This window comes from Candidatus Pantoea communis (assembly GCF_011752685.1).
Taxonomy (GTDB): domain Bacteria; phylum Pseudomonadota; class Gammaproteobacteria; order Enterobacterales; family Enterobacteriaceae; genus Pantoea; species Pantoea communis.
The window spans coordinates 200689-214214 of record NZ_VWXC01000011.1; the positions used below are offsets into that span (position 1 = coordinate 200689).

Sequence of the window (13526 nt, forward strand, 5' to 3'; positions counted from 1 at the left end):
ACGCCGCTATTAATCAATATCGTCCACCTCAATCCAGGGTTATTCGAATCCATCTTCGCCTCTCACTCTTTAAATTAACGCTCCCTTTTGATGTTTAACCATCAAAATAAATCAGCCAGAATGCTTGATATCACATTTCGGAAAATGAATTTCAAATAAAAATTAACATGAAATAAAAATACCGATAGCGTCATTTTCTGTTTTGTTCTGCTGTATTTCCAAATGCGTTTTTACCAGGAGAGGTTATGGAAAAAGAACTGTATATCTCGACCAATACCGCGTCAGGCCCGAATAGCGTGACGCGAACTGAGCCTTTTGTGAAGATTATTGCGCTGGTGGCAACGCTCGGCGGATTATTATTTGGCTACGATACTGGGGTGGTATCGGGTGCGCTGTTATTTATGCGCAGTGACCTGCAATTAACGCCCTTCACCACGGGCCTGGTGACCAGCTCGTTACTGTTTGGAGCCGCATTCGGCGCTTTACTGGCCGGACATTTCGCCGATGCCATGGGCCGGCGCAAAATCATCATCACTCTGGCGTTTATTTTTGCCCTTGGCGCAGTCGGTTCAGCCTTTGCGCCGGATGTTGTGTCGATGATTATGTCACGACTTTTCCTCGGCATTGCCGTGGGCGGTGCTGCGGCGACTGTGCCGGTGTATATCGCTGAAATCGCGCCAGCCAATAAACGCGGCCAACTGGTGACCTTACAGGAGTTGATGATTGTATCGGGTCAACTGCTGGCGTATGTCTCGAATGCAACCTTCAATGAAATCTGGGGCGGTGAACATACCTGGCGCTGGATGCTGGCACTCTCGACTGTTCCCGCCGTGCTGTTGTGGCTGGGCATGATTTTTATGCCAGAAAGCCCGCGCTGGCTTGTGATGCAAGGCAATGCCCGCGAAGCCAGGCATGTGTTGGAGAAGACCCGTGCAGCAGAGGATGTTGAGTGGGAGTTAGAAGAGATTGAAGAGACCATTGAAGAAAACCGGCAGAAAGGTAAAGGTCGGCTGCGCGATCTGCGTACGCCCTGGCTACGTAAGGTGTTTCTGTTAGGTATTGGTATCGCTGCCATCCAGCAGTTGACCGGCGTGAACACCATTATGTACTACGCGCCGACCATGCTGACAGCAACGGGGCTGAGCAATGATGCCGCGCTGTTTGCCACCATTGCCAACGGCGTCATTTCCGTGTTGATGACCCTGGTCGGGATTTGGATGATAGGCAAAATCGGTCGTCGACCGCTGGTGCTGGTGGGACAGATGGGCTGTACGGCTTGCCTGTTCTTTATTGCCGCCGTGTGCTTCTTCATGCCGGAATATCTGGCAGGCGGAGAGGTCAATCTGCTGCGTGCCTATCTGGTATTGACTGGCATGCTGATGTTCCTGTGTTTCCAGCAAGGCGCACTTTCCCCGGTGACCTGGCTGCTGCTTTCGGAGATCTTCCCGGCGCGCATGCGTGGGATCTGCATGGGCGGCGCGGTGTTCGCACTGTGGATGGCCAACTTTGCTATTTCAATGGCATTTCCGATATTGCTGGCTGCTTTTGGTCTTGCAGGCGCATTCCTCACCTTCGCGATCATCGGTATTGGTGGCTCGATGTTTGTGCTGCGCACCATTCCGGAAACGCGAGGGCGTAGTCTGGAACAGGTCGAGCATTACTTCTTCGCGCTGTATGACGGCAAGCCTTAGGATGGATTCGCGAGCTTGATGTAAATCACTCAACGATGACGCAGTATAAATCCAGAAGATAAATTACTATCAAATACGCTAAACACTGCAGCAAAACAGAATAACCAAAACACAATGCGCTGATAATTATTTCAGGAAATAACATGAGCCAGAAAATAAGCCGTGACCGTTTTTGTATTAATCGAAAAATTGCGCCGAACTTAACCGTTAATCAGTTTTTCACCCTGGTGAAAGATTTAGGGATAAATAAGGTCGAGATTCGTAATGATATGAAGGGCGGAAGTGTGACGGATGGTTTAGGGGGCGAGAAAATTCGTGAATTGGCAAATCAACATGCGCTGACCATCGAAACAATCAATGCGGTGTATCCCTTTAACCAGTTATCTGCTGAGGTATTGGAAAAAACACGGGGTTTATTAAAGGACGCACGTGAAACCGGGGCGAAAGCGCTGGTGCTGTGCCCACTCAATGACGGAACGGTGGTCTCCAGTGAACAAACGGTTGCCGCTTTAAAAACGCTTGCGCCGCTGTTCGCCGAATACGGCATTGAAGGGCTGGTGGAACCCCTGGGCTTTCCACAGAGTTCGCTGCGTTCGGCGGCACTGGCACAACAGTTGATCAAACAGGCAGATGTGCCATTCAAGATCGTGCTCGATACCTTCCATCATCATTTATATGAAGGCGCAGAACAGGATTTCGCCGGTGGCGTTGATGTTAACCGCATCGGATTGGTTCACCTGTCTGGTGTGACGGATACACGTCCAACTGCAGAATTGACTGATGAAGAACGCATCATGCTCAGCGCTGATGACATGTTGCAATCGAAACGACAAGTCCAGCGCCTGGAGGAGAGAGGTTACACCGGTACTTACGCGTTTGAACCTTTCTCGTCAGTGATGGAAGCGTGGAGCGAAGCGGATATCGCGCGTGAGATTCGTACCAGCATTGACTATCTGAACCATTAATTTTACTCGTACAGAAGAACGAAGGAACAAACCATGACGCTGAATATTGGTGTAATTGGCACTGGCGCAATCGGGCGCGAACACATTCGTCGTTGCAGTCAGGTGCTGCAAAATGCTCGCGTGGTTGCACTGAATGACATCAACCGTGCTAACTGCGAGCAGATCCTGACCGATCTAGCGCTCAAAGCCGAGATCTATGACAATGCACATGACCTGATTAATGCTCCCGATGTACAGGCGGTTCTGGTGACATCATGGGGCCCGACACATGAAGAATTTGTGCTGGCAGCGATTAAAGCCGGGAAAGCGGTATTTTGTGAAAAGCCGCTGGCGGTGACGGCGCAGGGTTGTATGAACATTGTGGAGGCGGAGATCGCGAGTGGTAAAAAGCGCGTGCAGGTTGGCTTCATGCGCCCGTACGATAGCGGCTATCGTGCATTGAAAAGCGTTATTGATAGCGGAGACATTGGCGAACCCTTGATGCTGCACTGCGCACACCGTAACCCGGAAGTCGGCGATGCCTACACCACGGACATGGCAATTACCGATACGCTGATCCATGAACTGGATGTTCTGCGCTGGTTGCTGAAAGACGATTACGTCAGTGCTCAGGTGATTTACCCGCGTAAAACCCGTAAAGCCTCATCCCATCTAAAAGACCCGCAGATAGTGCTGCTGGAAACGGCGAAAGGTGTGCGTATTGACGTCGAAATTTTCGTCAACTGTGCCTATGGCTATGATATCCAGTGTGAAGTGGTGGGTGAGACCGGGATTGCGAGCTTACCTGAGCCGATGTCCGTTCAGACGCGCAGCGCGGCTAAACTCTCCACGGGAATTCTGACCGACTGGAAAAAGCGCTTCATCGATGCCTATGATGTGGAATTGCAGGATTTCATTAACAATGTGTTGTCTGACAACATGACGGGCCCATCGGCCTGGGATGGCTATGCTGCGGCGGTTGCTGCCGATGCTTGTGTTGCCGCGCAGAACAACGGTGAGATTGTGCCGATTACTATGCCTCCACGCCCCGCGTTTTATCAATGACGGAAACACGGGCGCACCAGGTGCGCCCGTGTCAGTAGCCAGCGTCAGCAAGTGTGCTTGATTTATCGTTGGAGATTTACCGCTAAGTGCTGTATAAATATTCAGTTCATTTAAAGCGAGATGGCTTGTTTCGCCTTCTAAAAGGGCTACTTTTTCAGACTTGAATTGAATGTTGCCCACATTTAAATGTCGAAATTTCAGGAAAGGTTGAGTTTTTACTTTGAGGAGGCATCATGTTGAAACGGTTGATGCCCGTTGACGGTTTAAACTTCGTGAAGTCAGGAGATCATATGCCAAAATTTCTGGAGCGTTTTCTCAGCATGCCGGGGCGATTGATGCAATCAATCAACCAGCAGGATATTGAGCAGTCAAATGACAGCAAAATTATCACTGATGCGAACGGTAATGCCTGGTTAAATATGAGTAATCCTCAGGTCCGCGATTCCATGCAGGCTCGCATGAAGGAATTGGCCGCGAAACGTTAAGGATTAACGATGGGTCCCTTGGTGATTATGGTGGTATTGGTCTGTGGCTTTTGGTTTACAGAAAATCATTATCAATCACGCATACGCCAGGCCAGAACTAATGGCTGGACATCGTACTTTTATGTTGCCATGCATGGTTGCAAGTTTGTCATTCAGGGATTTTGCCTGGTTCTGTTCATCTACCTGTTTTTACTCATTGTTAGTCTCATTATTTCAATCCCCCATCTGTTTGTGTCCACCTATGGCATCAAAGACTTCTATTCGTGGTTAACGAACAAAACGGCTCTCTCATATCCACTGTTTTTCATTCTCTCTTTGTGTGCAGGGTGTTTTATCGCCTGGAGGGCAGGTGATGCCGCACAAAAATCATTGCGTGACGAACGCGTCCGTCAGGCCGCCTATCGTGAAATGGCAGCCCTGGATGCGATTGAATCCCTGCTGGTTCAGGCTATTGATGAGGACATGTTGATTTTCGTTACGCTTAAATCACGCAAGGTCTACATTGGTTATGTCGCCGCACCTCGTATAGAGCACAGTCTCACCCAGCACCTGTCTATCATCCCTTGTATCAGTGGCTACCGGGATAAGGACACGTTGTATTATCACGAACAACATCGTTATTACGAACTCTATCTGAAGAAGGGGATTACGGCGGACTCAAAGGGATTGAACCTGCAACATTTCCGGCATGTGATACCAATGCATGAAGTAGAGGCCATTTCGTTATTTGATACCAGCACTTACCAATGTTTCGATGAATTCATCAACAACAAGTCTGAACACCTCTCTGACGAGTGACGCTGTCACCCTACGCTGACACTCAGCGCGTCACGACCTGCTGCCGTTGCCTCTCCCTCACGCCGCTTTCCGTGTAATATCGCCGCCTTTGATGTTTGCAGGGATTTTACAAAATGACGGATTTAACCTTGAGCCGTCGCCAACCTTCCGTTTGGTGGGGCGCGATGATTATCTGCGGCACGGTGGTGGGTGCGGGTATGTTCACCTTGCCAATTGTGATGGCCGGTGCATGGTTTGGTTGGGCGCTGCTGCTGTTATTGGTGACGTGGGGCGCGATGTTGCTATCAGGTTTTCTGTTTATGCGCACCAGCCTGCATTATCCGCAGGGATCCGGTTACGATACCTTAACCAAAGATCTGCTGGGTAGAAGTTGGGCAACGCTCAACGGTCTGAGCATTCTGTTTGTGCTGGGCATCCTGACTTATGCCTACATCTCCGCCAGCGGTCCGGTGTATCAGCACTCGCTCAACCTGGCGGGGTTGCCGCTCTCCACCGCCGGTGCGAAAATCACGCTAACGCTCTGCGTTGCCGCCGTGGTGTGGCTCGGTACCACTGGCGTGAGTCGTTTAATGACCTTCTGCGTACTGGCGAAAATTCTGCTGCTTATCCTGTTATTTGGCGGTTTGATGACGCAGGTCAGTTTGCCTTCGTTGATCAGCGCGGCGCCAGTTGGAGAAAGCTATTGGCCTTATGCTCTCGGTGTCTTGCCGTTTTGTCTGGCGTCTTTTGGTTATCACGGCAATATCACCGGGCTGGTGAGTTATTACGATGGTAACAAACGGCATATCACTCAAGCACTGGTGCTTGGTACCCTAATGTCGCTGGCACTCTATCTGTTCTGGGTTACCAGCACCATGGGCAATTTGCCACGCGCGGCATTTCCTGCAATCGTGCAGCAGGGTGGCGATATCGCCGCGCTGATGGCGGCCCTGAGCAATCATCTGCACGTCAGCGCCCTGGCATTGATGATGTCCATCTTTTCGCATTTCGCAGTGATTGCGTCCTTTCTCGGGGTTACAGCCGGTCTGTTTGACTTCATCGCCGATCGTTTAGGCTGGGGCAATTCTCCTGCTGCACGGCTGAAAACCGCCTGCCTGACCTTTCTGCCACCGTTGATGGCGTCATTATTCTGGCCACATGGCTTTGTCGCCGCGATTGGCTTCGCAGGACTGTTTGCAACGCTTTGGGCCGTGTTTATCCCGGCAATGCTGGCATGGAAAGCACAACAGCGTTTTGCCGGGATGCCGCGTTCCACGCTTCCGATTGTGCTGGTGATGATTTTCGGTGTGCTGAATATCGTCGCCTGGTTACTGAGCTGGGTGGGCTGGCTGCCCACCTTCGGTGGCGCTTGATTTAAAGCAATTCAATCTCACCTGCTGAGTGAAGGGGTTGTTTATTGGGTCATTCAAAGCCATAAGAAACACCGATTAAAACGCCATTGAACGCCAGCCTCGTGGCGTGTCATTGCCGGTTCGTGCGGCCAGTGATTGTGCCGCACGTTGTGAACGCGCCATTACGGCTTGCTGGTTGATCTGAGTAAATTCGCCATTTCGCAGCAAATGCGCACCGTCAACAAATACATCACTGACTTCATGACCTAATGCGGAATATACCAGCGATGAGACTGGGTGGTGGATGGGTGTCATCGCCGGATGCGAAGTATCAACAATAACCACATCCGCGCGCTTACCGACTTCTAATGAACCGACCAGATGATCAAGACCAATGGCTCGGGCACCATCAATGGTGGCCATCTCCAGCACCTTCTCCGCGGTCATAATGGTGGGGTCGCGGTGTACCCCTTTTTGCAGGAGTGCGGCAACCTTCATCGCCTGGAAGAGGCTGTGATTATTGCTACTGGCAGGGCCGTCAGAGCCGAGTCCTACCGTCAATCCTGCCGCCAGCATTTCAGGTATGGGAGGCACGCCGGACGCGAGATATAAGTTACTGCATGGATTGTGCGAGACGCGTGTGTCGTGATGTTTTAGCGCGCGGATATCACGAGAACTGCACTGCACACAGTGCACGGCCAATACATCAGCACCGAGGAAACCGATATCACTCAGGAATTCGGTATCTGTTCCCTGAAAACGCAGTTTGGCTTGTTCAATTTCAAAATCAGTTTCCGCCACATGCGTAGTGATGAGTACGCCAGTTTCATTGGCTAGCTCACGGTTACCGCGCAGCACTTTCTCATCCAGAGCCCAAATCATACTGGGTGCCAGGCCCACTTTGACGCGGCCGTCGGCTTTATGAAATTGATGAATAACCTGACGTGCGTCTGCCAGCGCGGCTTCCGGCGTTTCGATAAGTGCTTCAGGGATGCCATGTTCAGCGCCAGTGGTCAGGAATCCACGGCATACATGACCGCGAATACCACTGACCTCAAAAGCTTCAATGACTTTTGCTGTCAAACCCGGCCGGGGATGGGCATACATAAAATCGACCAGCGAAGTGACGCCTGAGCGCAGAGACTCCATGCAGCCGTGCAGGGCTGCGGCATAAACATCCTCTTCCGTTAACGCGACAGCACTCGGTCCGGTCATACAGGTAAACCATTTTTTCAGCACCATGTCGTCGCCCAACCCTTTTAAGAGCGTCTGAAATAGGTGCGTGTGCGTATTGACCATACCCGGGATAATAATGCGTTGACGGCAATCGATAACCTCTGCCTCAGGATATTGCAGGCAATTTCTCTGGCAATGCTCCGTTTGTTTATTACGGGATTAAGTTACAACATCCAATAAAATCACTGAAAGATGCGCATCAGTAAGCCACTGCGTCGATTGAAGCTAAACAGCAGTTTATCGCGCGCATCTAAAGTTCTGTCATCGGGGGGCAGTTAAAGATTACAAAGGTATTGATAAACTTCAGCATCGCGTTTATCTGGCGTGAATCGAGAGCACTGCCGGCATTGGTGAGAGATAACCCGATATTGCTTCAACAACCCAAGTTCGTTCAGGATGCGCAGCCAACCCCTTGAGCCATAACACTTCTGCTCATAGATTTTTTCGCGAATGCTTTTCACGTCCACACGTAGTAGGGAGGCTTCAAGATTGCTGTAATCCGGATGCAGCTTGTTCTTCCCTACCTTTTTGAACAAGAAATTACGCACATAAAATGAGGCCACATTTGCCTTAACCTGAATGAATATATCATCCACTTTTTCAACAAATATGGTGTAAATCATGATCTTGAGATAAAGCATAAACACCAAATTGTCGCTATCTGATTGGTGTTTTACTGAGAGGGTGCCTAACTCAACCACTTTGCGTTGTTCCAGGCGCAACGCGTCAAGTTCTTCACGAAACAACGTGGCGCAGGGGATGTTGTTTTCATGGCGGCCTATCACGCTGATGGTGCCCAAAATATCTTGTTCTTTTCTCGCGAGGAATAGGGTGCTGTTAGGATTAAGAAGACCTTCGTTGTAGAGGAAAATAGAGCGGCTGTCTTTAACTATGCCAGTGCGGCGATACTCGCCGTTGGTCATTTCCATTCCTTTGAGAAACTCTATAAAACCGGTGGCAGGTGCAATGCTGATCCTGTCATCATTATCATTAAGTATTTTGCAGATTCTATGCGTTCTCTTATTAAGTACGCCATCAGATATCGCACTGCTAATAACTGATTTCCTTGATAAATACACGGTATACCTCAACCTATCCACGTTAAAGTATCGCTAATATAATAAACAAAAATGAACAATGGAATTACTTTGAGATGAAAATTTAGATCCACTTATGTGTTTTGCTAGTTGGATATGGCTTAAACGAATAATTGTACTGATTCGCGAGATAAATGTGATGAAGCCCTACATTTTCGCAGGTTTACAGATTAGTAGAGTTTATTGATTGGTGATGGCGAGCGCAGAGCATGAGATTGCCCGGCCAAAAAAAGTGCCGGGCACAACAGGGCTAGTCTTCAATACTGCTTAACAGCGCATTTTGAATGATTTTCTGGGCTTTGAGTGGATTTTGTTCACTTTGCGCCGCTTGCAATGCGGCAATATCCAGCTTATCCAGTGCACGGTAAATATGCTTCAGGAATCGAATCGACAGATTGGCGGCTTCAACATGGTCTTCACGGAAGGGGAATTGGTCTAGCTGCCATACGCCATCCCAATTATTGATTTTGAGCACATAGAAGAACTCAAAAATTTCTGTCATGTGCACTGTGCCGACAACGAGATCGTCATCCCAACCACGTAAGTTATCGTTCACGTCCATCCCAAACAGTCTTCCACGATCAATAATCAGCTGGGCTGAGTCCGCTGGTGATTCACCGGCAAATAGCGCGTGGCCAAAGTCCAGCAACACGCCGACGTTATCGAGTCCAATATCTTCAATCCCTAGTAAGGTGCGTGCAGCGGAATCCCAGGTCATTTTAACGCGTGGTTCACGCGGTTTATACTCGATGGCAAATTTGACATCAGGATTGGCACTCGCCAGTTCGCGCATGCCATCAACCGCCAGTTTCCAAAGATTTTTATGATCAACCTGGAAGGGATAATCCCATCCATCTTGTCCCGGCCAGATTTTCACATAATTGGCACCCAATTCCCGCACGACTGTGGCCGCTTCATGCATCAGGTCGAAGGCCTGTTTGCGCAGTGCGGGATCAGGATTAGTAAAGGCACCGCGAGAAAAGCGGCGCAGATAGATTTCAGGCGTCACGCCAATCGCTTTCAGCCCAGCCTGGTCTAAGGCTTCTTTAACCTGGGCAACGGTAACACCTTCAGTAAAGGGATAGGGCACATCAACATACGATAAGTCTTCAACACTGCCAGCCAGTTTGATCTGGTCTAGCGTGCTGAGCGCCGGACCGTATCCGTCGACGGCATAACGATCTATGTAGTTAGCAAAATGCCACAAACCGGCACCAAATTTCGGGTAGGTGTAACCACTCATAAGACATTCTCCTTAGGTATTAGGGTAATCCGAGGCGCTACAATGTTGGGTTGAATATATATTCACTAACGGTTATATATTCCATTCTGCGCCTTGAGCTTCTTGCTTAACCAGCATTGAGTGAAGAAATTGAGGGTGGCCTCACACAAAATTTGTGTGTCTGAAGTGAGAAAGGAATCGGTAAAGACATTATCCGTGCACAATTAAAATCAACAGGTGCTACCTTGCTTAATCCTGCGGCAATCAGTTTTCGCCACTCCAGCCTTAAACACGTTAACCTGAGGTCATTCATCATGATGTCTCCCCCAATTCAGCTTGGCCCGACTAAAGCACCGATAAAATTTACCCAGGTTGAACCCGTTTTCCTCTCCGACAAGACTATGCTGGAGCGAAAAAATAAGGTTATGCAAAGGATGGTCGACGGCGGTTTTGATGCGCTGGTCATTTATGCAGACAAAGAACACGGCGGGAATTTTGAATACTTAACAGGGTTCATCCCGCGTTTTGAAGAGGGGCTGTTAATCGTTGATGCCAGTGGAGAATGTACCGCTATTCTCGGGAATGAGAATCTCAAACTGGCTCGCTTTTCACGCGTACCTGTCACGTTGCTTCACTGCCCGTTGTTTTCGCTGCCTAACCAGCCAATGGATCATGAAACACCGCTTGAAAACCTTCTGGCATCTGCTGGCTTGAGTAACAAAAGTAAAGTAGGCCTGGTGGGATGGAAAATGTTCACCCCAGCCGCAGGCAATGGTTCTGCCTATTTCGATGTACCTTATTTTATTGTTGATGCGTTGCAACGCACGTTGAAAAAAGAGGCTGAACTGCTAAATGCAGCGCACTTATTTATTAGCGGCGCTGGAGGGGCAAGAGTGACCAACAACGCCAATGAAATCGCGCATTATGAGTATGGGGCCAATCTGGCATCTAACTGTATTCTTAATGCGATGGACGCGGTGGAAGTAGGAGTGCGGGAAATTGATTTGGGCGCGCTTCTGACGGCGGAAGGCCAATACAATACGGTGGTCTCCATCGCTGCCACCGGCGTCCGCTTCGATCATGCTAACCTTTATCCAACATACAAAAGGGTGCAGCACGGCGATCCTTTGTCGCTGACCACAGGTTTTAAAGGTGGCTTGTCCAGCAGAGCTGCTTTCGTTATCGCCAGTCCTGCTGAACTGCCTGACGCTCAGAAAGATTGGTTAGACCGAATCGCTAAACCCTACTTCTCTGCACAGGTAGCCTGGCTGGAAAATATCCGCGTGGGTATGTCTGGCGGTGAGCTTTATGACGTGATCGAAGATGTACTGCCCAAAACCCGATATGGCTGGCATCTCAATCCTGGCCATCTGGTTGCTGATGAAGAGTGGATGTCATCGCCGGTTTACCCAAATTCCGGCGAACTGTTGAGAAGTGGCATGATATTGCAGCTCGATATCATTCCATCGGTACCGGGCTATAACGGTGTCAGCGCAGAAGAGTGTGTTGCGTTGGCCGATTCATCACTTCAGGCTAAGATCGCTGAAGCGTATCCGAAACTTTGGCAGCGAATGACATGTCGACGTGATTACCTGCGCGATGAAATCGGCATTAAACTCAATGCCGATGTATTGCCGCTATCCAATGCTGTTGGCTATTTAAGGCCGTTTTTGCTCGCTAAACACCTGTCTCTCAGCGTGAAGAAATAGAGCGCACTGATAGCGAACATCAGGGCTTAATTTGATTACGCCCGCTGCGTTTTGCCAGATAAAGGGCTTTGTCGGCGTCCTGTTTCAGCTGGTCTGCTTCGCCGGTTTTACCGGTTGACGTCAGCGTGCTGTAGCCAGCGCTGATGGTCACTACGCCAGCTGGAACATCTGAGCTTTCATGTGCAATGCCGGTTTCTGCAACAAATCTGACCGCGCGCTCCGCCACTTTTTTTGCATCAAACGCTGAGGTGCTGGGCAGAATGATCGCAAACTCTTCACCGCCATAACGTGCCACGATATCGCCTTGATAATGCACGCTATCCTTTAGCGCCAGGCCTACATCCTGCAAGCACTCGTCGCCAGCAACGTGCCCATAGGTATCGTTATAGCGTTTGAAATAATCGATATCGATCATCACCAGCGAGAGCGGCTCAGCGTGCTTTTCTGAACGAAGCAGGGCTTGCTCCAGCAGAGCATCGAACTGACGGCGATTCGCCAGCCCGGTCAAACCATCGACCAACGCCAGGGATTGCAGCGTATGGTTGATGGTGGTCAGTTCATCACGAACATGGGTCAGCTCAATTTGATTACGCACATTGGTACCCACCTGACGCAATACAAAGACGCCCATGCCGGTAATGGTTATTAACAGCACGATGTTGAGCAAGACATTGGTCAAATTAGCCGCCATCCACTCCATGCGAATCCGATCGCGGTCATATCCTGCCGTCACGATCAGTGGATAACGCTCCAGTCGAGCGTAACCAAATACACGTTCTACACCGTCAAGAGTCGAACGCCAGGTCGCGCTGCCGCTCGACGCCGATTTAAGCTCGGTTTGAAACAGCGGGCTGCCGGAAAGGGTCCGGCCAATATAAGAGTCAGGAAAAGGGCGAATATAAAGGGCAGTGGCATCCGCCAGGATCAATCCCAACGCATCTTTATCGCCAAGCGTGTAGTAGCTGTAGTACTGCCGGAAATAATCCACTTTGACCGTCGCAAGGGCGACACCAGCAAAATTCCCCGCATTATCATTGAGACGAACCGAAACAGGTATCACCAGATCACCGGTGGAGCGACTGCGGATGACATGGCTGATATGGATATCCAGACTGGGATGCGTCCGATGCCAGACAAAGTAATCGCGATCGGCGTTACTGGCATTGGTCGGCGTGAAGTTGCCAGATGAAGCCACCCAATGTCCCTCGGTATCGTAAACAAACAATCCGTGCAGCTGAGGGAGCTTGCTTTGCTGGTCTTTGATTTGATGCAGGAACTGCGGTGTTGCAGCAAAGCTGTTGCCGTTTTGACGTAACTGGCGCACAGCATCCGCGAGGGTAATATCAACCTGTAAAAAGGCATCTTCAGCTTGTTTGGCTAATGAGAGCGAGAGATTGCGTGCATCCTCTTCTTTTTCTGTCAGGTGTTGCTGCCAGGAGTGCCAAAGAGACCAGGCATTAATAGCCACCACCAGTAAACTGATGGAAAGCAGAAATACGGCCATACTTCTTCCAAGAGAAGTCTTTAGCAGACGAGGGGTGCTATCTGAGAGGACACTTTTACGCATTGATACTCTTTGTGCATGCTAAAAAGGTGGGCAGAGTGGATAGGGATATTACAGGATTCATGTAACTGTCATAAGCTGAGTAAAGAAAATTTTATGCATTTGTGGAATAAATCTGATGAGCGAGAATTGGCGCCGTAAGGAAGTGAGCATCAGAAAGCCCAGCATGATGTGTGGTGTGCATCAAAACATCAAATTTAACATAATCATGATTATGCGCACTTTGATTGAGAGTCCAATTTGATAATGTCACTTTTGGGGGTGCGGACGATTTCTTGGACTGATTGATTATATTAACCCCAGTTTTTGCCGGTACATATCTGGGCTCACTCCACCCAGCGACAGCTTGATCCGATGACTATTGTACCAGCGGATGTAACCATC

12 protein-coding genes are annotated in these 13526 nt (G+C 49.6%); 7 read left to right on the plus strand and 5 right to left on the minus strand.

The window, feature by feature from the left end; all coding sequences use genetic code 11:
• Positions 1-245: 245 nt before the first annotated feature.
• The 6 genes from F3J37_RS16130 to F3J37_RS16155 all read left to right on the plus strand — a co-directional run bounded on the left by F3J37_RS16130 (position 246) and on the right by F3J37_RS16155 (position 6335).
• The gene (locus F3J37_RS16130) at positions 246-1691 is read left to right on the plus strand and encodes a sugar porter family MFS transporter (RefSeq protein WP_166934406.1); all 1446 of its coding nucleotides are present in this window, start codon (positions 246-248) and stop codon (positions 1689-1691) included.
• Positions 1692-1834: 143 nt separating this feature from the next.
• Positions 1835-2656 (plus strand): TIM barrel protein, encoded by an 822-nt coding sequence (locus F3J37_RS16135; RefSeq protein ID WP_166934408.1) that lies wholly within the window; start codon positions 1835-1837, stop codon positions 2654-2656.
• A gap of 33 nt (positions 2657-2689) precedes the next feature.
• Positions 2690-3700, plus strand: coding sequence for a bifunctional inositol 2-dehydrogenase/D-chiro-inositol 1-dehydrogenase (gene iolG / locus F3J37_RS16140; RefSeq protein WP_160833845.1), 1011 nt, complete (start codon positions 2690-2692; stop codon positions 3698-3700).
• A gap of 290 nt (positions 3701-3990) precedes the next feature.
• A complete protein-coding gene (locus tag F3J37_RS16145) occupies positions 3991-4185 on the plus strand; it encodes a hypothetical protein (protein WP_034830156.1) in 195 nt (64 codons plus the stop codon).
• A gap of 9 nt (positions 4186-4194) precedes the next feature.
• A complete protein-coding gene (locus tag F3J37_RS16150) occupies positions 4195-4983 on the plus strand; it encodes a hypothetical protein (RefSeq protein WP_166934410.1) in 789 nt (262 codons plus the stop codon).
• 113 nt (positions 4984-5096) lie between these two features.
• The gene (locus tag F3J37_RS16155; RefSeq protein WP_166934412.1) at positions 5097-6335 is read left to right on the plus strand and encodes an aromatic amino acid transporter; all 1239 of its coding nucleotides are present in this window, start codon (positions 5097-5099) and stop codon (positions 6333-6335) included.
• A 75-nt stretch (positions 6336-6410) separates the two neighbouring features.
• On the opposite strand, the gene F3J37_RS16160 is transcribed toward F3J37_RS16155, so the two are convergent.
• The 3 genes from F3J37_RS16160 to F3J37_RS16170 form a co-directional block, all read right to left on the minus strand.
• The gene (locus F3J37_RS16160; RefSeq protein WP_255464780.1) at positions 6411-7670 is read right to left on the minus strand and encodes an amidohydrolase family protein; all 1260 of its coding nucleotides are present in this window, start codon (positions 7668-7670) and stop codon (positions 6411-6413) included.
• A 155-nt stretch (positions 7671-7825) separates the two neighbouring features.
• Complete coding sequence (locus F3J37_RS16165) at positions 7826-8473, minus strand: N-acyl amino acid synthase FeeM domain-containing protein (protein ID WP_034830125.1); 648 nt, start codon at positions 8471-8473, stop codon at positions 7826-7828.
• Between the two features lie 424 nt (positions 8474-8897).
• Positions 8898-9890 (minus strand): sugar phosphate isomerase/epimerase family protein, encoded by a 993-nt coding sequence (locus tag F3J37_RS16170; RefSeq protein ID WP_097117921.1) that lies wholly within the window; start codon positions 9888-9890, stop codon positions 8898-8900.
• Positions 9891-10183: 293 nt separating this feature from the next.
• Between F3J37_RS16170 and F3J37_RS16175 the strand changes: the two genes are divergently transcribed.
• Positions 10184-11578: a M24 family metallopeptidase gene (locus tag F3J37_RS16175; protein WP_166934432.1), complete on the plus strand. Its 1395-nt coding sequence runs from the start codon at positions 10184-10186 to the stop codon at positions 11576-11578.
• 19 nt (positions 11579-11597) lie between these two features.
• Here F3J37_RS16175 and F3J37_RS16180 read toward each other — a convergent pair whose 3' ends face one another.
• Both F3J37_RS16180 and F3J37_RS16185 read right to left on the minus strand, forming a co-directional pair.
• Positions 11598-13082, minus strand: coding sequence for a sensor domain-containing diguanylate cyclase (locus F3J37_RS16180; protein ID WP_166934414.1), 1485 nt, complete (start codon positions 13080-13082; stop codon positions 11598-11600).
• 348 nt (positions 13083-13430) lie between these two features.
• Positions 13431-13526, minus strand: a 96-nt coding sequence (locus tag F3J37_RS16185; protein ID WP_166934416.1) for an IS3 family transposase, incomplete at its 5' end; no start/stop codon positions are given.

Bases quoted from the DNA above. Each gene is read 5' to 3' on its own strand.
- F3J37_RS16130 (WP_166934406.1), top strand. From the start codon at position 246: ATGGAAAAAGAACTGTATATCTCGACCAATACCGCGTCAGGCCCGAAT.
- F3J37_RS16135 (WP_166934408.1), top strand. From the start codon at position 1,835: ATGAGCCAGAAAATAAGCCGTGACCGTTTTTGTATTAATCGAAAAATT.
- iolG (WP_160833845.1), top strand. From the start codon at position 2,690: ATGACGCTGAATATTGGTGTAATTGGCACTGGCGCAATCGGGCGCGAA.
- F3J37_RS16145 (WP_034830156.1), top strand. From the start codon at position 3,991: ATGCCAAAATTTCTGGAGCGTTTTCTCAGCATGCCGGGGCGATTGATG.
- F3J37_RS16150 (WP_166934410.1), top strand. From the start codon at position 4,195: ATGGGTCCCTTGGTGATTATGGTGGTATTGGTCTGTGGCTTTTGGTTT.
- F3J37_RS16155 (WP_166934412.1), top strand. From the start codon at position 5,097: ATGACGGATTTAACCTTGAGCCGTCGCCAACCTTCCGTTTGGTGGGGC.
- F3J37_RS16165 (WP_034830125.1), bottom strand. From the start codon at position 8,473: ATGACCAACGGCGAGTATCGCCGCACTGGCATAGTTAAAGACAGCCGC.
- F3J37_RS16170 (WP_097117921.1), bottom strand. From the start codon at position 9,890: ATGAGTGGTTACACCTACCCGAAATTTGGTGCCGGTTTGTGGCATTTT.
- F3J37_RS16175 (WP_166934432.1), top strand. From the start codon at position 10,184: ATGATGTCTCCCCCAATTCAGCTTGGCCCGACTAAAGCACCGATAAAA.
- F3J37_RS16180 (WP_166934414.1), bottom strand. From the start codon at position 13,082: ATGGCCGTATTTCTGCTTTCCATCAGTTTACTGGTGGTGGCTATTAAT.